Source organism: Corynebacterium mycetoides, assembly GCF_900103625.1.
GTDB lineage: Bacteria > Actinomycetota > Actinomycetes > Mycobacteriales > Mycobacteriaceae > Corynebacterium > Corynebacterium mycetoides.
Map to the genome: position 1 here is coordinate 419,985 of NZ_LT629700.1, position 17,905 is coordinate 437,889.

Annotated in this window: 16 protein-coding genes; 6 read left to right on the forward strand and 10 right to left on the reverse strand. The window is 68.6% G+C overall.

Going from position 1 to position 17,905, the window contains the following annotated elements; translation table 11 throughout:
* Positions 1–83: 83 nt before the first annotated feature.
* Positions 84–482, reverse strand: coding sequence for a carboxymuconolactone decarboxylase family protein (locus BLS40_RS02090; RefSeq protein ID WP_092148123.1), 399 nt, complete (start codon positions 480–482; stop codon positions 84–86).
* A 58-nt stretch (positions 483–540) separates the two neighbouring features.
* Between BLS40_RS02090 and BLS40_RS02095 the strand changes: the two genes are divergently transcribed.
* Both BLS40_RS02095 and BLS40_RS02100 read left to right on the forward strand, forming a co-directional pair.
* Positions 541–1,482: a pyridoxal-phosphate dependent enzyme gene (locus BLS40_RS02095; protein ID WP_172807986.1), complete on the forward strand. Its 942-nt coding sequence runs from the start codon at positions 541–543 to the stop codon at positions 1,480–1,482.
* Entirely contained in the window at positions 1,458–4,223 is a 2,766-nt protein-coding gene (locus BLS40_RS02100) for an FAD/NAD(P)-binding protein (RefSeq protein ID WP_092148129.1), read from the forward strand. Before BLS40_RS02095 ends, BLS40_RS02100 begins: the two co-directional genes overlap by 25 nt.
* Here BLS40_RS02100 and cydC read toward each other — a convergent pair.
* The 5 genes from cydC to BLS40_RS02125 all read right to left on the reverse strand — a co-directional run bounded on the left by cydC (position 4,220) and on the right by BLS40_RS02125 (position 10,705).
* Positions 4,220–5,707 carry a thiol reductant ABC exporter subunit CydC gene (cydC, locus tag BLS40_RS02105; RefSeq protein WP_092148132.1) on the reverse strand — a complete coding sequence of 496 codons (1,488 nt, stop codon included), beginning with the start codon at positions 5,705–5,707 and terminating at the stop codon, positions 4,220–4,222. The genes BLS40_RS02100 and cydC overlap by 4 nt on opposite strands.
* The gene (locus tag BLS40_RS02110; RefSeq protein WP_092148135.1) at positions 5,704–7,245 is read right to left on the reverse strand and encodes an ABC transporter ATP-binding protein/permease; all 1,542 of its coding nucleotides are present in this window, start codon (positions 7,243–7,245) and stop codon (positions 5,704–5,706) included. The genes cydC and BLS40_RS02110 overlap by 4 nt, the downstream gene beginning before the upstream one ends.
* 8 nt (positions 7,246–7,253) lie before the next feature.
* A complete protein-coding gene (cydB, locus tag BLS40_RS02115; protein WP_092148138.1) occupies positions 7,254–8,258 on the reverse strand; it encodes a cytochrome d ubiquinol oxidase subunit II in 1,005 nt (334 codons plus the stop codon).
* Positions 8,259–8,261: 3 nt separating this feature from the next.
* A complete protein-coding gene (locus tag BLS40_RS02120; RefSeq protein WP_006840887.1) occupies positions 8,262–9,836 on the reverse strand; it encodes a cytochrome ubiquinol oxidase subunit I in 1,575 nt (524 codons plus the stop codon).
* 155 nt (positions 9,837–9,991) lie between these two features.
* Entirely contained in the window at positions 9,992–10,705 is a 714-nt protein-coding gene (locus BLS40_RS02125; protein ID WP_092148141.1) for an IclR family transcriptional regulator, read from the reverse strand.
* Between the two features lie 34 nt (positions 10,706–10,739).
* Here BLS40_RS02125 and leuC point away from each other — a divergent pair, with 34 nt between their 5' ends.
* Together leuC and leuD are read left to right on the forward strand one after the other, a co-directional pair.
* A complete protein-coding gene (leuC, locus tag BLS40_RS02130) occupies positions 10,740–12,161 on the forward strand; it encodes a 3-isopropylmalate dehydratase large subunit (RefSeq protein ID WP_092152049.1) in 1,422 nt (473 codons plus the stop codon).
* A gap of 30 nt (positions 12,162–12,191) precedes the next feature.
* Positions 12,192–12,779, forward strand: coding sequence for a 3-isopropylmalate dehydratase small subunit (gene leuD, locus BLS40_RS02135; protein WP_092148144.1), 588 nt, complete (start codon positions 12,192–12,194; stop codon positions 12,777–12,779).
* A 7-nt stretch (positions 12,780–12,786) separates the two neighbouring features.
* Here the strand turns inward: leuD and BLS40_RS02140 are convergent, their stop codons facing one another.
* From BLS40_RS02140 to BLS40_RS02150, 3 genes are read right to left on the reverse strand one after another with little or no spacing between them, the layout of a single operon-like run.
* A complete protein-coding gene (locus BLS40_RS02140) occupies positions 12,787–13,248 on the reverse strand; it encodes a YbjN domain-containing protein (RefSeq protein WP_092148147.1) in 462 nt (153 codons plus the stop codon).
* Positions 13,245–13,679 (reverse strand): YbjN domain-containing protein, encoded by a 435-nt coding sequence (locus tag BLS40_RS02145; protein ID WP_092148150.1) that lies wholly within the window; start codon positions 13,677–13,679, stop codon positions 13,245–13,247. Before BLS40_RS02145 ends, BLS40_RS02140 begins: the two co-directional genes overlap by 4 nt.
* Positions 13,680–13,690: 11 nt before the next feature.
* Complete coding sequence (locus BLS40_RS02150; protein ID WP_092152051.1) at positions 13,691–14,761, reverse strand: NUDIX hydrolase; 1,071 nt, start codon at positions 14,759–14,761, stop codon at positions 13,691–13,693.
* Between the two features lie 144 nt (positions 14,762–14,905).
* On the opposite strand from BLS40_RS02150, the gene BLS40_RS02155 reads away from it, so the two are divergent.
* Both BLS40_RS02155 and BLS40_RS02160 read left to right on the forward strand, forming a co-directional pair.
* Positions 14,906–15,904, forward strand: a complete 999-nt coding sequence (locus BLS40_RS02155; RefSeq protein WP_092148153.1) for an NAD(P)H-dependent glycerol-3-phosphate dehydrogenase — start codon at positions 14,906–14,908, stop codon at positions 15,902–15,904.
* 19 nt (positions 15,905–15,923) lie between these two features.
* A complete protein-coding gene (locus BLS40_RS02160; protein ID WP_092148156.1) occupies positions 15,924–16,979 on the forward strand; it encodes a D-alanine--D-alanine ligase family protein in 1,056 nt (351 codons plus the stop codon).
* Here BLS40_RS02160 and BLS40_RS02165 read toward each other — a convergent pair.
* Positions 16,948–17,874 carry a DUF3515 domain-containing protein gene (locus BLS40_RS02165; RefSeq protein ID WP_092148159.1) on the reverse strand — a complete coding sequence of 309 codons (927 nt, stop codon included), beginning with the start codon at positions 17,872–17,874 and terminating at the stop codon, positions 16,948–16,950. The genes BLS40_RS02160 and BLS40_RS02165 overlap by 32 nt on opposite strands.
* Positions 17,875–17,905 lie beyond the last annotated feature (31 nt).

Genomic DNA, 17,905 nt, shown 5'->3' on the forward strand with positions numbered 1-17,905 from the left:
AGGATCGAGCTTGACGATGACGGCGAGACGCTCTGGGTCGGCGGTGCCGTGCGCGTCAGGGTGCGCGGCGTGCTGGGCGTGGATTAGCTCTTGGGACCGAGCTCGGCGTCGAGCACCTCCCGGGCCACTTTCATGGCGGACAGCGCGGCGGGCGCCCCGCAGTAGCCGCTGGCCTGGATGATCGCCTCGGTGATTTCCTCGCGGGTCAGGCCGTTGGTGAGAGCGCCACGCACATGGCCGCGCAGCTCCTCGTTGGCGCGCAGGGCAACGAGCATCCCGATGTTGAGCAGGCTGCGGTCGCGGCGGCTGAGCCCCTCGCGCGTCCACACCGAGCCCCACACGGTGGCGGTGACGTGGTTCTGCAGCGCCTCACTGTCGGTGCCGGTCGTGCTGGCGATGGCGTTGTCGACGTACGCGTCGCTCATCACTGCGCGGCGCACCTCCATGCCGTTGTCGAATCGGTTGTCAGAAGTGTTTTCCATGCCTTAGAATTGTAGGCGTTAATCGCGGGGGCGATAGGAAACGCATAAGATACTGCCCATGGAAAAGAGCGACAATCTTGGCCTGCTCTCCGCGGTCGGAAGCACACCCCTCATCCGTCTCCCCAATGCAGGCGCAACTGTGTGGGGCAAGGTGGAGTCCTTCAACCCCGGCGGCAGCGCGAAGGACCGCACCGCAAGGGCGCTTGTGCGCGACGCGATGGAGCGCGGGGTCATTGGTCCCGGCAGTGTGGTCGTGGAGTCGAGCTCGGGCAACCTCGGCGTGGCGCTTGCGCGCGAGGCCGTCATTGGGGGGTGGCGGTTCCACTGTGTCGTCGACACGCGCACGAACGCCGCGACCCTGGCGCACATGCGCGCGCTCGGGGCCACAATCCATGAGGTCGAGCGGCCGGACCCCGAAACAGGGGACTGGCTCACGGCGCGCCGCGCGCGGGTGGCGGAGATTGTCACCGAGCTCGGCGCCGTCAACCTGGACCAGTACTCGAACCGGGCGGCGTTCACCGCCCACAGCGAGGGCACGATGCGTGAAATAGCGGAGCAGCTCGGGCACGCGCCGGACATCCTCGCGGTGGCGGTCAGCACGACCGGCACCGTTGGCGGGTGCCTGGCCTACATCCGGGAGCACAACCTGCCCACCCGCGTCGTGGCGGTCGACGCCGAGGGCTCCGTCCTGTTCAGTGGCGCGCGTGGCGACCGCGTCCTGCCCGGCTACGGCGCCGGGATGGTCACCGAGCTATCCACCCAGGTCGTCCCCGACGAGGTGATCCGGGTGAACGCGCGCGACGCGGTCGCGGCCGCGCGGGCAACGGCGCTGACCACCGGTTTCATGCCGGGGGCCTCCGGCGGCGCGGTGGCGTGGGGCGTCGATAAGCTGGTGGCAAAGAACCCGGGTGCGGAGATCGTGGCCGTCTTCCACGACGACGGCCGCGCGTACCTGGACACGGTCTACAACGACGAATGGGTCGAAAGGAACATCGGGTGAAGGTAGCAATCATCGGGGCCGGGCCGCGCGGCCTGTGGGCGGCGGAGGAACTCTTCGAGCGCGCCCGCCAGCGCGGGGCACGCATCGACCTGACGGTGTTCAACGACGGGCCGCTGGGCAGCGCGAGCGCCACGGGCGCGTTCCAGCCCGCCGGGCCGGGGCAGTGGCTGCTCAACGTGCCCGCCACGGCGATCGAGTCCCGCCTCGGCTCCTTCAACGCGTGGCGCGGCGCGAACGACTCCTTCCCGCCGCGCCGCGAGGTCGGTGAGTTCCTGGCCGCGTCCTGGCGAGCGCTGGAAAACAACACACCGCGGGGCTGCGCGGTGACATTCCGCGAAGTCGAGGTGCGCGACCTAGACGCGCACGGGGCCGGTTTCGAGGTCGACGGCACGGTGTTCGACGAGGTGCTGGTGTGCACCGGGCACGCCCCCGCGGCCCCGGTCGACGGCGCGATCCCCGCCTACCCCCACCACAACCTGGATGCGATCTCGCCCGCGGACACCGTGCTCGTGCGCGGCGCGGCGCTGACGTTCATCGACGTCACCCGCTACGCCCCGGCGAAGGCGTTCTACCCCGTCTCCCGCTCCGGGCGGTTCATGGAGGTCAAGGCGTACCCGCCCGACGAGAAGGCGCTCGAGCCCGCTTTACGACGCTTCGCCGACGCCATCCTTTCCTCCGGCTCCTACGAGGAGTTCGTGGGGGCCGTCGCCGAGGCGTCGTTAAGCGTGCTTGAGGCCCAGGGCGGGGACGGCGGCCTCGAGGAGGTCAACGCAGTTCTCACAGGCACGGATTTCACCGGGGACGCGGTCGCGGAGCTGCACGCCTCCCTCGCGGCCGCTGAGGGGTCGCGGCCGTGGACGGCGGCGCTTGCGGTGGGCTACACGTTCCGCACCCTTTACCCGCAGGTGATCGAGCGCGCGTCCTTCGGCGGGCGGGAGAGCCTGGGCGGGGAGCGGTTCTACCGGCTCACCCGCATCCTCGAGCGGGTTGCGTTCGGCCCGCCGCCCGAGACGGCCCGCGACCTCGTCCGCGCGATCGACGAGGGCCGGGTGCGTACCGACCTGCTGGGCCGCGGCGGCGACAGTCTCAGTGACCTCGCCCGCGAGGTGGGGGCGGACGTGGTCGTCGACGCCGTCAACGCGCCCCCCGGCGTCGTCGACGGCACCCTAGTCGGTGCGCTCGTGCGCAAGGGCCTGGCGCAGACCGACGCGACGGGCGGCCCCGCGGCGGTGAAGGTCGAGCGCGACGGCACGCTCGTCGGGCAGTCGCACATCGCCGCGGCGGGGCGGATGAGCGAGGGTTGGATCCTCGGCCACGACACGCTGCGGCGCGGCTCCCACGAGGTGATCCCTGCGTGGGCGGCGCGCGTGAGCGCCGCCGCGATGGCGCACCCCGAGCGCGTCCACGGAGCGCCGCCGCTTACCGCGCGCACAGAGGCGTGGGCCGACGACCTGCTTGCCGATGCCGACGCCTGCCAGTCGCTGCTTGAGACCTATTCCAGCCCCGTCAACGTGCTCAACGCCGCCCCGATGGAATCCCACATCGATGAGCTCGTCGCCGCCGGCGCGAGCCGAGGTGTGGACGTGCGCGTGTTTTTCGCCCGCAAGGCGAACAAGGGCCTGACTTTTGTGGATGCCGTGCGCGACGCCGGCCACGGTGTGGACGTGGCCAGCTTCAACGAGTTGCGGCAGGTCATCGACCGCGGCGTGCCGGGGGAGCGGATCATCGTCTCCGCAGCCATCAAGACCGATGAGCTGCTGCGGCTGGCCATTGACCACGGCGCGGTGATCTCCGCCGACAACGTCGACGAGTACGAGCGGATCGCGCGGCTCGCCGATCTCGCGGGAGGGCGGGCCGCGCGCGTCGCCCCCCGCCTCGCCCCGGACCCCGACACGATGCCGCCGACCCGCTTCGGCGAGCGGCTGCGCACGTGGGTTGAGCACCTGACCGCCCCGGGCCAGCCGGCGCGGGCCGTACACGTCGTCGGCGTGCACGCCCACCTCCACGGCTACGCCGCCGCGGACCGCTCGGCCGCGCTGCGCGAGTGCATGGAGCTCGCCGATGCACTGACCGCCGCAGGCCACACCCCGGAGTTCATCGATATCGGCGGCGGGGTGCCCATGAGCTACCTCGACGACGCCGAGCAGTGGGCCGACTACCAGGCCGCCATCGCCGCCCAGCGGGCCGGTTACGCCGCCCCGTTCACGTGGAAATCCGACCCGCTTGCCACCACCTACCCGTACTACCAGCGGCCCACACGCGGGCCGTGGCTGGACGAGGTGCTCTCCGGCGGGGTCGCCGAAGCGCTCACCGCGCGCGGCTTGCGGCTCCACCTTGAGCCCGGCCGCTCGCTTCTCGACGGCTGCGGAGTGATCCTCGCCCAAGTCGCCTTCGTGAAGACGCGTAGCGACGGCCTCCCGCTCGTCGGCCTGCACATGAACCGGACCCAGTGCCGCACCACCTCGGACGACTACCTCGTCGACCCGATCCTGGTCAAGCGCACGCCGGCCAGCGAGGAGATCGAGGCGTTCCTCGTCGGCGCCTACTGCATCGAAGACGAGGTGATCCTGCGCCGCAGGATCCGGTTCCCGCAGGGCGTGTCCGCCGGCGACATCATCGCCATCCCCAACACCGCCGGGTACTTCATGCACATCCTGGAATCCGCCTCGCACCAGATCCCGCTGGCGAAAAACGTGGTGTGGCCGGGCGCCGAGCTCGACGCGATCGACCAGCCCGGCTAGTTCTCGTGGGCCACGACGATCACGGTGCGTTGCGGTTTCGGCCCGGGCAGCGGCGAGTTGAGCAGCATGTGCATTAGATCGGCTGAGTCGTCGGGGGTCAGGTGCGCTGTGGGTTCGTCGAGAAGCAGCACGTCGGCGTCGCTGCACAGCGCGCGGGCGAGCAGCAGGCGGCGGCGCTGCCCGGCCGAGAGCGAGTCGGCGCCGTTGTCGAGGACAAAGTCCAAGTCGAAGGGGAAGCCGACGGCGGAGAGGACGCGCGTGGCGAGGGTGTCGTCAAGCTCGGGCGTGCCCACGCGCAGGTTCTCGCGCACCGAGGTTGAAAACACCCACGCGTCCTCCGCGTAGAACCTGGTGCTTGCCGGGGCGGTCGCTTCGCCCGAGGCGGCGGGCACCAACCCCGCGAGCGTTTCCAGCATCGTGGTCTTGCCTGAGCCCGAGGGCCCGCGCACGAGCAGGCGCTCGCCGGGCTCCACGCGGAGATTCCACACCGTATCGCCGTAGATGGTGCGCAGGTCGCGCGCCTCGACGGTGTCGGACACCGCGGGTCCAGCGACATCGGCGCGTTGCGTGTTCAGCAGGTTGCTCAGGCGCGATGCGGCGCGCGCGGCGTCGTCGGCGTGGCGCGCGGCGGCAGGCAGGGGACCGTGGGACTCGAACGCCGCCAGCGACAGCATCAGCAACATGCCCAACCAGGTCGGATTCCCGCTGTAGGTAGCCACCGCGATCGCCGCCACGCCGAGCGCCGCAGCGCCCGTGGCCACGGTCTGGATCGCCTCGGCCGCAACGGTTGAGCGCTGCGCGGCGAGCTTCTCGCGCGTGACGCGTTGCGACGCTTCCGCGACCTCGCCGATCAAAGCCTCGGCCCGACCGGCCGCGGCGAACTCCACGCGGTGCTGCAGCACCTGATCGAGGCCGACGGCGAACTCGGTGGACTCCTCCACCTCGCGGGCGCGGCGATTCGAGCGTGCGGCGATGCGCGGCACCACGAAACCGGTCACGGCGAGAGCTGCCGCCATCACCAACGCGGCCGGCGGGCTCAGCCACGCCGCAAGCCCCAGCGCGGCGAGGGAGACCACCACCGCAACGAGGCGGGGGATGTGGCTGCGCACCAGAAAGTCCGTGACCCGCTCGGTGTCGTCGACCACATAGACGTGGCCCTGTCCGCGCGATGTCGCAGCGGACGAGGCCAGCGCGTCGTAGACTTTCGCGCGCAGCTCGCTCAGCGCACCGAGCGCCAGCTGGTGAGCGACGATCCGGTCGATGTAGCGAAACATTGCGCGAGAGATGCCCAAACCCCGCACCGCGGTGATCGCCACGGACAGGTGCAGCACTGGGGGCATCTGCCACGCCCGGGTGATCAGCCAACCGGACAGCACCGTCAGGCTCAGCGCGGACAGCAGCGTCACCGCTGCGGCGGCGACCGCCAGCGCAACGGCCCCGGGTTTGACCCCCGCGACCCGCAGCAAGGATATGGCGTTTCTCACAGGTCCACCACCTTGTCGGAGGCCTCGGCGACGCGCATGTCGTGGCTGGCGACCAGTACCGTGCGCCCGCGCTCGGCCGCGTCGCGGATCGCGTCGAGCACCTCGGCGACGCGCTCGGGGGACAGATGCGCGGTGGGTTCGTCGAGAAGCACAATCGGCGCGGGCGAGGCGAGGGTGCGGGTCAAGCCGATCAGTTGCAGCTCGCCCGCGGAGACGCCGCGCGAGGCAGGGTCGATGAAGCGCTCGGGTTCGACCGTCGGGGCCAGCGGGGTGGGAGTGACGGGCGCGCCGAAGAGCTCGAGGTTCTCGCGCACGGTGCCGGGCACCGTCGCGGGCCGCGCCGCGAGGAAGGCCACCTCGCCGCCCACGGCGATGCGCCCGCTGACGTCGGTATCGGGCAGCGCGCCAAGTATGGCGAGGAAGGTCGTGGACTTGCCCGTCCCGTTCGGCCCGCGCAGCACGGTGACCTCGCCGGGGTGGGCACGGAACGACAGGTTGTGGGGCAGCGTGCCGTCGCGCCCGGTAACGCTCAGGCTGTCCACCTCCACGCCGGACCGAGCAGGCGTGAGGTAGGAGCCAGCGGTGGCGGTGGGGGCGTCGATAAGCGATAGCACCTTATCCACCGCCTCGAGCCCGTCGGCGGCGGCGTGGTAGTTCGCGCCGACCTTGCGCACGGGGTTGAACACCTCGGGCACCACGATGAGCACGACTAGGCCGGCGAGCAGGCTGATGTCGCCGTAGACCAGGCGCAGGCCGATACTCACCGCGACCAGCGCGACGGAGAGCGTGGCCAGGAACTCGAGCGCGAACGACGACAGGAACGCCAGGCGCAAAACGCCCATCGTGGAGGCCGCGTGCCGCGCACCGGCGTCGCGGATGTGCTCGCCCGGGCGTGTCGACGCCTGCATCGCGCGCAGCGTCGGCGCTCCACGCAGCAAGTCCGCAATCTGGTGGCCGAGCGCGGTGGAAACACGCAGGCGATGCTCCGTGCGCGCGGCGGTGAGCGTGCCGATGAGCACCATAAACGCCGGGATGAGCGGCAGGGTGACCAGCGCGAAGACACCGGCGACGACGTCAAAGGAGAACACCGCGACCAGCGCGATCGGCGTTGCGATCACCCCTGCGACCAGCGAGGGCAGGAAATCGGTGAGGTAGGGCCTGAAGTCGTCCATGCCGCGGGTGAGCACGTGGCGCCACAGGGCGGCGTCGCGCTCGACGGCGCGGGGATCCTGTCGCGCCAGCGCGGTCAGCGCCTTGCTGCGCAGCACGTCGATGGTGGCGCCAGCGGCGTGGAGCGAAGCGCGCTGCGCCGCCGCTGCCGCCGCGCTGTGGGCGAGGATCACAGCGGCGAGCGCTGCGAACAGCAATACGTAGTTCACGTCGCGCCCCTCAACTGCGGAGGCCGCGATCACACCAAGGAGCGCACCTCGCGCGACGACGAGAGCGGTGGTGACCCCCTGAGCGATTCCCGTGCGCAGGATGAACCGGCGCACCGGGGGCGCAAACCGCACGAGGCGGGGGTCGACAGGGGAGGCCACGGTGCTTCTTACACCTTCACCCTCTGCCTGAAGGACCAGAAGGACCACGCCTGCGCGACGATCACGGCGGGCAGGATGATGATCCCGGCCCAGCTCATAATCCGCAGGGTGTACGGGTTCGATGCCGCGGAGTAGATGTCCCACCCCGGGTGGGCGCTGGTCGAGGGGATGACGTCCGGGAACAGGGAGCCGAACAGCACCACGCAGACTGCGGCGATGGCTATGGTCGTGGCGGCGAAGGCGAACCCATCGCGATTGGCAAAGGTTGCGCCGATCGCCGCGGCGATGCCAAGCGCCGCCACCGCCACGGCAATCCAAGTCCACTGCGCCCCGGCTACGTTCTGCAGCCACACGACGTACAGCAGGGAGACGATCGCGGTCGGCGCGGCGAGCCAGCGCAGTGCCAGGGTGCGGGCGCGGCCGCGCAGCGGCTCGTGAGCCTTCAACGCGACGAAGATCGCGCCGTGCAGCGCGAAGAGCAGCACGAAAGCGAGGCCACCGGCAAGCCCCAGTGGGTTGAACAGGCCGACAAAGCCGTCGGTGAAGGAGCTGATTCGGCCCTTGTCGTTGAGCGGCACGCCGGCGACGAGGTTGGTGAAGATCAGGCCCCACAAAAAAGCCGGGAGGTAGGAGCCGAAGGTGGTGCCGATGTCGCAGCGGCGGCGCCACTGGGCAGTCTTGCCTTTTACACGCCACTCGAGGGAGACGCCGCGCACAATCAGGCCGACGAGGATGAGCACGAAGAGGAAGAAGAACCCCGAAAGCAGGGTTGCGTACCACTCGGGGAAGGCCGCGAAGATGGCCGCGGCGGCGGTCACGAGCCACACCTCGTTGCCGTCCCACAGCGGCCCGATGGTGCTCACCTGCGCGGTGCGCCGGCGGTCGTTGTCCTCGGGCGTGTCACCTCCGACGAACGGCAGCAGCATGCCCACGCCGAAGTCGAAACCCTCGAGCACAAAGAAGCCAGCGAAGAGCACGGCAATCCCCAGAAACCAGATCGTATTGAGATCCATCAGCTACTCTCCTTTATCTCCGCGAATGCTTGTCGATGCCCCATCGCCGCGCCCCGGTGACGTCGTCACGCCAAAGCTCAGCGGCTCGAGCTCCGCGTCGTCGGCCGGGCCGTAAGAAGCCGCCGCGGGGTTGGCCGCGTCGCCGGCGGACATGCCCGGCTGGTCGAGGCCGTAGAGGGTGTAGCGGCGCATCAGCGCGAACCAGATCACGGCGAGGATGCCGTAGAGGGCGGTGAACACCCCGAGGCTTAACAACACCTGCCATGGTTGGTGGTCGGAGACGCCGAAGTCGACGATCATATGGATGTTCTGTTCCCCGTTGGGTCCGTCGACTCCCTGGAACGATGGGTTGGGGTGGACCACCCACGGCTGGCGGCCCATCTCGGTGAAGATCCAGCCGGAGAAGTTGGAAATCCACGGCGCGGGCAGCGCGGCCAGGCAGGCGATCTGGATCCAGTTCTCGGAGGGGACGCGCTTCTTACGGGTCTTCCACAGGGCGACGACCGCCATGATGGCGGGCACGGCCATGAAACCGATCATCAGGCGGAAGGACCAGTAGGTGACAAAGAGGTTCGGGATGTAGTTACCCGGCCCGTAAAGCTCCTGGTACTGCGTGTTGAGGTCCATCGCGCCCTGCAGGGTCACGCCGCTAAAGCGACCCTCCGCGAGGAACGGCAGCACGAACGGGACGCCGATTAAGTGAATCGCCGTTTCGCAGTTGTTCATGGTCGACACCGACAGAATCGAGAAGTACGGATCGGTCTCGGTGTGGCACAGCGCTTCCGCCGAGGCCATCTTCATCGGCTGCTGGACAAACATGAGCTTGGCCAGTGCGTCCCCGGTCAAGGCAACTCCGATTGAGGAGACGAGGATGATCCACGCCCCGAAGCGCGTGCAGGTGCGCCAGATCGTCGCCGCGGTGCTGTCGGGGTCGCCCTGGCGCGCCTCACGCACCATCCACCAGCCGGCGATGCCGCAGACGAAGGTGCCGGCGAGCATCCAGGCGGCGAAAATGGCGTGGGGCACGGCTTGAACTGCCGTGGGGTTGGTCAGCAGCGCCGCGAAGTCGATGAGCTCGGCGCGGTCGGTCTCGGGGTTGTAGCGCGCGCCGACGGGGTGCTGCATAAACGAGTTGGCCACGATGATGAAGTAGGCCGAGACGTTCACGGCCACGGCGACGATCCAGATTGAGACCAGGTGCGCCCAGCGGGGGACGCGTCCCCAGCCGAAGATCCACACGCCGAGGAAGACGGACTCGAAGAAGAACGCCGCGAGGCCCTCGAAGGCGAGGGGAGCGCCGAAGACGTCGCCGACGAAGCTGGCGTATTCGGACCAGTTCATACCGAATTGGAACTCTTGGACCAACCCGGTGACCACACCCATGGCGAAGTTGATCAGAAACAGGTTTCCGAAGAATCGCGTGGCGCGGTACCAGGGTTCTTTGCCCGTTACCTGCCAGAGTGTCTGCATGATGGCAACCACCGGGGCGAGCCCGATGGTGAGCGGAACGAAAATGTAGTGGTAGACGGTGGTGATGCCGAACTGCCACCGGGAGAGATCAACGAGATCAAGCTCCATGGTGCTGGCTCCTAGCTGGTTTAACTATCAGAGGCGGACAAGTTGGTCGGGGTACGCGCAAAGCCGGAACTGACAAAGAAGGCTTAATTGGTAGTCGGATGCGCGGGCGCAGAAGTTCCTCACGCTTCCGGGCAGTATCGCACTGGCGGGATGTCCTACAGTGCGCTGCTGAGCCTGGTGGCCGCGGCGCTGACTACCTTTCCCCAGGTGTCGCAGGGTCGCGGGCCGAGGCGTTCAACGGGCCCGGATACTGAGAGCACCGCCAGCACGTGGCCCGCGGAGTCCGTGATCGGGGCGGACACGCTGGCTAGGCCGATCTCGCGCTCGGCGACGGATTCGGCCAGGTAATCGTTGCGCACCCGGTCGAGCTCGGGCTCGGGGAACGGGTGGTCCGCAATCAGGTCGAAGGCGGCGAACACGCGCGCCGCGGAGCCCGCGGTCAGTGGAAGCTGCGAGCCCACCGGCACGGTGTAGGTCAGTCCGCTGGGCGGCTCCTCGGCGGCGATGCAGGTGCGCGTGTTGCCGGTGAGTACGTAGAGCTGTACGGATTCTCCGGTCGTGGTGACCAGCTCGCGCATGATCGGCTCGGCCGCAGAGAGCAGGCGCGGTGACGCCTTGGCCGAAAAACCGGCGAGTGCGGGGCCGATGGTCCATTCGCCGGAGGGGGTGCGCGTGAGCACCCGGTGGATTTCCAGCGCCGAGGCGATGCGGTGCGTGGTGGCGCGCGGCAGGCCGGTATCCTCGCTCAGCGATGCGAGGCTCTTGTCACCCCCGGCGACGGACTTCACAATCGCAATGGAACGGTCGAGCACTTTAATCCCGGAGTCTTCGCTATACTGTCTCACACGATGGATAGTATCATCCCGCATGTTAGGAAAGTGCGGGGACTGTGAGGAGGAAATGATGGCAGACAAGCCAATGACCCTCGCCGAGAAGGTGTGGCGCGACCATGTGGTGACAAAGGGTGAAAACGGTGACCCGGACCTCATCTACATCGACTTTCAACTCCTCCACGAGGTGACCAGCCCGCAGGCGTTCGACGGCCTGCGCATGTCCGGGCGCACCATCCGCCGCCCGGAGCAGCACCTCGCCACCGAGGACCACAACGTTCCCACCCTCGGGATTCGGACGGGCAACCTGCTCGAGATCCAGGAGCCGACCTCGCGCATCCAGGTGGAGACGCTGCGCACAAACTGCGCGGAGTTCGGTGTGCGCCTGCACCCGATGGGCGACGTCAAGCAGGGCATCGTCCACACCGTCGGCCCTCAGCTGGGCATCACCCAGCCCGGCATGACCATCGTGTGCGGCGACTCGCACACCTCCACCCACGGCGCGTTCGGGTCTATCGCCATGGGCATCGGCACCTCCGAGGTGGAGCACGTCATGGCCACCCAGACGCTGTCGCTCAAGCCGTTCAAAACGATGGCGATCGAGGTCTCCGGCGAGCTAGCCCCCGGTGTCACCGCCAAGGACTTGATCCTGGCCATCATCGCCAAGATCGGCACCAACGGCGGCCAGGGCCACATCATCGAGTACCGCGGCGAGGCCGTGCGCAAGCTGTCCATGGAAGCCCGCATGACCATCTGCAACATGTCCATCGAGGCCGGCGCGCGCGCCGGCATGGTCGCCCCCGACGAGAAGACGTTCGAGTACGTCAAGGGCCGCGAGTACGCCCCCGCGGGCTCCGACTGGGATGCCGCCGTGGAGTATTGGAAGACCCTGCCCACGGACGAGGGCGCCGAGTTCGACACCGTCGTGGAGATCGACGGGTCCGCGCTGACCCCGTTTGTCACCTGGGGGACCAACCCGGGCCAGGGCCTGCCGCTGTCCGAGGCGGTGCCCGACCCGGAGTCCTTCGGCGATGACAACACCAAGCGTGCGGCGGAGAAGGCTCTGAAGTACATGGATCTGACCCCGGGCACGCCGCTGCGCGACATCAAGATCGACACAGTGTTCCTCGGGTCCTGCACCAACGCGCGCATCGAGGACCTGCGCGCCGCCGCCGAGATTCTCAAGGGCCGCCGCATCGCCGACGGCACCCGCATGATGGTCGTGCCCTCGTCCGCCATGGTGAAGAAGCAGGCCGAGGAGGAAGGGCTGGACAAGGTGTTCACCGAGTTCGGCGCAGAGTGGCGCACCGCCGGCTGCTCCATGTGCCTGGGCATGAACCCGGACCAGCTCAAGCCGGGCGAGCGCTCCGCCTCCACGTCCAACCGCAATTTCGAGGGCCGCCAGGGCCCGGGCGGGCGGACTCACCTGGTCTCGCCGCTCGTCGCCGCGGCAACGGCCATCACCGGCCGCCTCGCCAGCCCCGCCGACCTGTAGCACCCCGAAACGCAAGGAGCTTTTCAAGCCATGGACAAGTTTGTCACTCACACCGGCGTCGGCGTGCCGCTGACCCGCTCCAACGTCGACACCGACCAGATCATCCCCGCGCGCTACCTCAAGCGCGTCTCCCGCACCGGGTTCGAGGACGGCCTGTTTTCCAACTGGCGCGAGAACGAGCCCGACTTCGTGCTGAACCAGGAGGCCTACAAGAACGGCTCCGTGCTCTTCGCCGGACCCGACTTCGGCACCGGCTCCTCGCGCGAGCACGCGGTGTGGGCGCTGAACGACTACGGCTTCCGCGCCGTGTTCTCCCCGCGCTTCGCCGACATTTTCCGCGGCAACTCCGGCAAGGCGGGGCTGTTGGCCGGCGTCATGTCCGAGTCCGACATTGAACTCATCTGGAAGCAGCTGGAGCAGCAGCCCGGGCTCGAGGTCACGGTCAGCCTGGAGGACCGCACGGTACGTGTCGGGCAGAACGTCTACACTTTCGATGTTGACGATTACACCCGCTGGCGCCTCATGGAGGGGCTCGACGACATCGGGCTGACCCTGCGCGACGAGTCCGCAATCGACGCCTTCGAGGCCGCGCGGCCCGCGTTCAAGCCGAGCGTGTAGCGGCGCTTCAGGCTGAGGGGCCGCGCCGCAGCTGCTCCAGCGCCTCGGGGGCAAACGCGGCGAGGAACTTCTGCGCGGCGTCGACCACGCCCTGAATGCCGGAGTTCATCCAGTCCGCGAACTGGGCGTCGGTGTACTCCCATGCCCCCGGCAGGACAAACGTCGCGCCGAACGCGGTGACGTCGCGGGCGTCGTCTTTGAGCGCCACCGCGGTGGGAAAGGCGTGGGCGTTGTTGTAGTCCTCCACCCAGGTGAGAACATCGTCGAAGCGGTCGGCGCCGACGACGTCCACGGCGACGGTGGTCACCAGCGCGATGTTCGGCTCGGTGTAGCGGATGTCGAAGGCAATGCCCGAAAACGCGGTGGCGAGTGCGTACTCGCTGTCTGTCTCGTTGAACTGGTAGTGGCTGTCGCGGAAGAACTCGCGGACCCGGTCGAGGTCGTTTTTGCGGGTGGGGGTGGTAGTCACTGCGCGTCTCCCTTCGCGGCCAGCTGGGGAACGCGCTTCTCCAGCTGCCCCTTGACGTGGTGGATGGCGGAGAAGTAGAACTCCACCATGCGCGTGAGCTGGGCGTCGTCAAGCGAGCCCGAGGTGAAAAACGGTGCCTCGATGAGCACGACCGTGGTGCCGTCCTCGCGGCGGACGGGGTGGACGCGCACCAGCGGAAGCGAGCGGTTGAGGTCGTTGACCACGCCGCGCAGCTCGGCGGTCTCATCCTCGGCGGAAGCGACGGGCAGCCAGCGGGTGGTGATCTTGAACCCGGCCTCCTCGACCTGGAAGAAGCAGACGAGGCCCGGAAAACCCGTGCGGGTCAGTCCGTCAGATTCGCCGCGGAAGTGCGTGAGATCAAGGGAGTCGAGCAGCGCCTCGATGCGCTCCTGGGTAACGGGGGTGGGCACGGCACAAGCTCCTAACGCACGGGGAGGGCGGAGGGGATGTAGTCGGCGCCGGTCAAGTCCTCGCCGTTAAAGGAGAGCACCCACACCCCGCCCTTTTTCACGGCGATGTCGCCCTCAATGGGTAGCCGGCCCGTGTCCGAGAGCCACGCAATCATGTCGGGCATGATGTGGCCCTGCGAGCAGATCACGCTGACGCCGTCTTGCTTGACCACGCTCATGAACGCCTCCTTGCAGGCCACCTGGTTATCCACCCACGCGTCGTCGCCGTAGAGCGGGTCGACGGTGACGTCGAGGCCCAGCTCGTCGGCAAGCGGCGCGACCGTCGTCTGGCAGCGATCCGGCACCGCGGAATAGATGCGCTCGGGGTGAAAGGGCGCGAGAAGGGGCACCAGCATCTCGGACTGGCGGCGGCCCTTCTTGTCCAGGGGGCGCAGGTTGTCGTCGCCGCTCCACTTCTCGCGGTCGTGCGCCCGGCCGTGGCGGACGTACAGGATCCGTGAGGTCGCCGGCAGCCGGAAGCGCTTCTGCGCCTTCTCCAGCACCTGGCGGTCGAGGTCGTAGGTGAGCAGCTCCTTCGCCTCCTCGATGGGCAGCCAGCGGATCTCGTCGACTTCGCTGTTCGCGGCGAACTCGCCGCCGGTGACCTCGCCCGTGAAGTAGTAGACCACCTTGGTGGTGTCCTTGACCGGGTAGATCGTCTTGCCCAGCAGCTTGCCCAGGCGGATGTCGTAGCCGGTCTCCTCCTTGATCTCGCGCACAGCGGTGGCGACAAGGGACTCGCCCGGGTCGGCTTTGCCCTTGGCCAGCGACCAGTCGTCGTAGTGCGGGCGGTGGATGCAGGCGACCTCGACCGCGTCGGCGTTCGCTTCCCCGTTCGCCTCCCTGCTCAGCGTCCCGCGCCACAGCACCGCCCCGGCCGCGAGCGTGGTTTTGGCAAACTCGCGCCCCGGGTGCAGGGGAATCTCCTGGTGCCTGCCGGTGAGGAAGAGTTCAGCGCGGTCGTCCTTGTCGGTCTCGTGCAACTCGCGGGCTGCCTTATCCGCCGTAGTGTGCTTGTCGTTGCGCGCCGGGTTTTTAGCCATGGTGCCATTGTTGCGCACTCCCCACTCGAGCGCGAACTCAACCCGGCGCGCAACGGCGGTGGGTACCCTTGGTGCAGTCGCCCGGCCGCGGACGGTCTAGGGTTGCCACGCAAGTGCACGTTTCGTACCGGATGGGAGGACGCGATGGTCAACGTCGCCGTGATGGGCGCGGGTTCCTGGGGCACCACGCTGGCGAAGGTGTTCGCGGACGCCGGCAACGCCGTGTCGCTGTGGGCGCGGCGCGCGGAGCTTGCCGACGCCATCAACGCCACGCACGAAAACGCCGACTACCTCCCCGGCGTCACCCTGCCCGAGGCCATCGTGTGCACCGCGGATCCGGAGTCCGCGCTGGCTACCGCCGCGATCGTGGTCTTCGCCGTCCCCAGCCAGACGATGCGCGAAAACCTCACGGCCTGGCAGCCGTTTTTGCCTGCCGACGCCACGCTGGTGTCCATCTCCAAGGGGATCGAGTCGGGCACGCACCTGCGCATGACCCAGATCATCGCCGAGATCACCGGGGCCAACGAGGAGCGTATCGCGGTGCTCACGGGCCCGAACCTGGCCAAGGAGGTCGCCGCCGAGCAGCCCGCCGCCACAGTGATTGCCTGCACGAACCTGAACCGGGCGAAGCTGGTGCAGGCCGCCATTGCCACCGGGTACATGCGCCCGTACACCAACACCGACGTCATCGGCGCCGAGTTCGGAGGCGCCTGCAAGAACGTCATCGCCCTGGCGTGCGGCATGGCGGCGGGACTGGAGCTGGGCAGCAACACCCAGGCCACCCTGATCACCCGCGGGCTGGCCGAGATCACCCGCCTGGGCATCGAGCTGGGGGCGGATCCGCGCACGTTCGCGGGGCTGGCCGGGATGGGCGACCTCGTGGCGACGTGCACCTCGCCGCTGTCGCGCAACCGCACGTTCGGCGCCGCGCTCAGCTCGGGGGCGAGCGTGGCCGAAGCGAAGGAGTCCACCAGGGGGCAGGTGGCTGAGGGTGTCAACTCGTCACAGTCGATCCACCAGCTCGCCGAGGAAGCCGGCGTGGACATGCCGATCACGGCGGCGGTGCACGCCGTGTGCCACGAGGGTGCGGGGGTCAAAGACGTCATCGTGGCGCTCATGGGTCGCTCGAAGAAATCGGAGTAGCGCCCGGTAGGCTCTGGGTGTGATTCGCGTAGCAGTTATCTACGGTGGGCGATCCACCGAACACTCCATTTCCTGCATCTCCGCCGGCGCCATCATGGACCAGCTGCCGAGGGACACCTACGAGATTTTCCCCGTGGGCATCACGCGCGACGGGGCGTGGGTTGAGGGCTACCTCGACCCGGTCGCCGGGGCGACGCTGCCGGAGGTCGCGGGCGGGCGAGAGATCACGCTGTCGCTCAACCCGGCACGCCGCGGGGTGTTCGCGGACGCAGCCACGGGAGAGACGGTGGCCCAGGTGGACGTCGCGTTCCCCGTCCTGCACGGAAAGTTCGGCGAGGACGGCACGATCCAGGGCCTCTTCGAGCTCTCCGGCCTGCCGTACGTGGGCCCGGGGGTCTTGAGCTCCGCCTGCGGGATGGACAAGGAGTACACGAAAAAGCTCGTCGTCGCCGCCGGGATCCCCGTCACCGAAGATGTCATCCTGCGCGCGGGCGAGCGCATCACGGAGCGCGACAAGCAGAGGCTCGGCCTGCCCGTATTCGTCAAGCCCGCCAACGGGGGGTCCTCCATCGGCGTGTCCAAGGTCAGCGACTGGTCCGAGCTCGACGCCGCTGTCGATCTCGCCCTCGAGTCGGACAGCAAGGTCATCGTCGAGGCGGAACTCATCGGCGACGAGGTCGAGGTCGGTGTCATCGAATACCCCGACGGGCGCGTCGAGGCCTCCGTGCCCGCCACCCTCAACGGCACCGAGGACGCCGACGAGGGCTTCTACGGCTTCGACGCCAAGTACCTCGACGAGGGGGTGACCGCGACCATCCCCGCGCCCTACGACGCGGAGACCACGGAGACGATCCGCCGCCTGGCCGTGACGGCCTTCAACGCGCTGGGCTGCCGCGGGCTATCCCGGGTGGATTTCTTTCTCACCGACCGCGGCCCCGTGCTCAACGAGGTCAACACCATTCCCGGGTTCACCTCAATCTCGATGTACCCGCAGATGTTCAAAGCGTCTGGGGTGGAATTCCCGCAGCTCGTGCACACGCTGATCACGAGCGCGCTGGCACGGTCTCCTCGATAGTCTCCTCGATAACCTCCGACAGCGCGGTCACGGCCTCGTTGCCGCCCGCCTGGGGCAGGTACGCCGCGACGATCGCGTCGCGCCCCAGGGCGAACCAGGTGGAGTTCCCGGCCCCGCCGCTGTGGGCGGTGTCCTCGAACCACGTGACGCCGTTGATCTGGTACAGCTGCAGGCCGGGCTCGTAGTTGTCCGGGTGCGCCACGTTGCAGCGCACGACAATCGGCTCCTTCCCGTCGGCCCGCCAGGCGGCGGTCAGGGGCTCCGGGACGTCGATACGCTCGTACCCGTCCGCGATGTTGTCGGGCAAGGCCGATAACAGGTCAGGGCACGAAGCGGAGTCGGCCGCCGGGCCGTCCGGCAGCTGCGACAAGGGAGCGGGCGCCGGGGGGATGTCCACGCGGGGCAGCGCGCCGGCGCCCACGACGGAGATCGGGGGCGCGGCCGACCCGTCCGCGGTGACGGCGACGGCAGGCGAGCGGTCCACCGTATACCAGGTGGTCAACGTCGACCCGGGCACCGGGTCGTCGATGCGCATCCACCGTGCCCCGCCCGCCTCAGTTGTGGGGGTGTACTCCGTGTACTGCAGGGGCATGTCGACACCGCAGCGCAGGGTGACGCGCTGCGTCGACGACGACTGCCACGCCGCGGCCCCGGCCGGGGCGGGCTCGGCCAGCTCGGCGCGCCGGTGGCCACCGACGACGTCGGGGAGGGCGTCGACAAGCGAGGAGCACTCGGGGGAATCCGCCTCGGGCGAGGGAAGCTCGGGCATGGACACGGGCTGGAGCGCGACACGGTTGAAGTAGACTTTGGCACCAGCGAGGACTCCCACCACGAGCACGGCCGCGAGGACGAGGCTTATGGCCACGAACGTTCGAGAGTGCGGGTCCATCTTCATACTGAGACAGTCTATCGAAAGGCCCACGTCA

What these genes read in the sequence shown, in the direction of transcription:
- BLS40_RS02125 (WP_092148141.1), bottom strand. Translation starts at nt 10,705, where the DNA reads ATGCGGGATGATACTATCCATCGTGTGAGACAGTATAGCGAAGACTCC.
- leuC (WP_092152049.1), top strand. Translation starts at nt 10,740, where the DNA reads ATGGCAGACAAGCCAATGACCCTCGCCGAGAAGGTGTGGCGCGACCAT.
- BLS40_RS02150 (WP_092152051.1), bottom strand. Translation starts at nt 14,761, where the DNA reads ATGGCTAAAAACCCGGCGCGCAACGACAAGCACACTACGGCGGATAAG.
- BLS40_RS02095 (WP_172807986.1), top strand. Translation starts at nt 541, where the DNA reads ATGGAAAAGAGCGACAATCTTGGCCTGCTCTCCGCGGTCGGAAGCACA.
- BLS40_RS02165 (WP_092148159.1), bottom strand. Translation starts at nt 17,874, where the DNA reads ATGAAGATGGACCCGCACTCTCGAACGTTCGTGGCCATAAGCCTCGTC.
- cydB (WP_092148138.1), bottom strand. Translation starts at nt 8,258, where the DNA reads ATGGATCTCAATACGATCTGGTTTCTGGGGATTGCCGTGCTCTTCGCT.
- BLS40_RS02100 (WP_092148129.1), top strand. Translation starts at nt 1,458, where the DNA reads ATGGGTCGAAAGGAACATCGGGTGAAGGTAGCAATCATCGGGGCCGGG.
- leuD (WP_092148144.1), top strand. Translation starts at nt 12,192, where the DNA reads ATGGACAAGTTTGTCACTCACACCGGCGTCGGCGTGCCGCTGACCCGC.
- BLS40_RS02120 (WP_006840887.1), bottom strand. Translation starts at nt 9,836, where the DNA reads ATGGAGCTTGATCTCGTTGATCTCTCCCGGTGGCAGTTCGGCATCACC.
- BLS40_RS02090 (WP_092148123.1), bottom strand. Translation starts at nt 482, where the DNA reads ATGGAAAACACTTCTGACAACCGATTCGACAACGGCATGGAGGTGCGC.
- BLS40_RS02155 (WP_092148153.1), top strand. Translation starts at nt 14,906, where the DNA reads ATGGTCAACGTCGCCGTGATGGGCGCGGGTTCCTGGGGCACCACGCTG.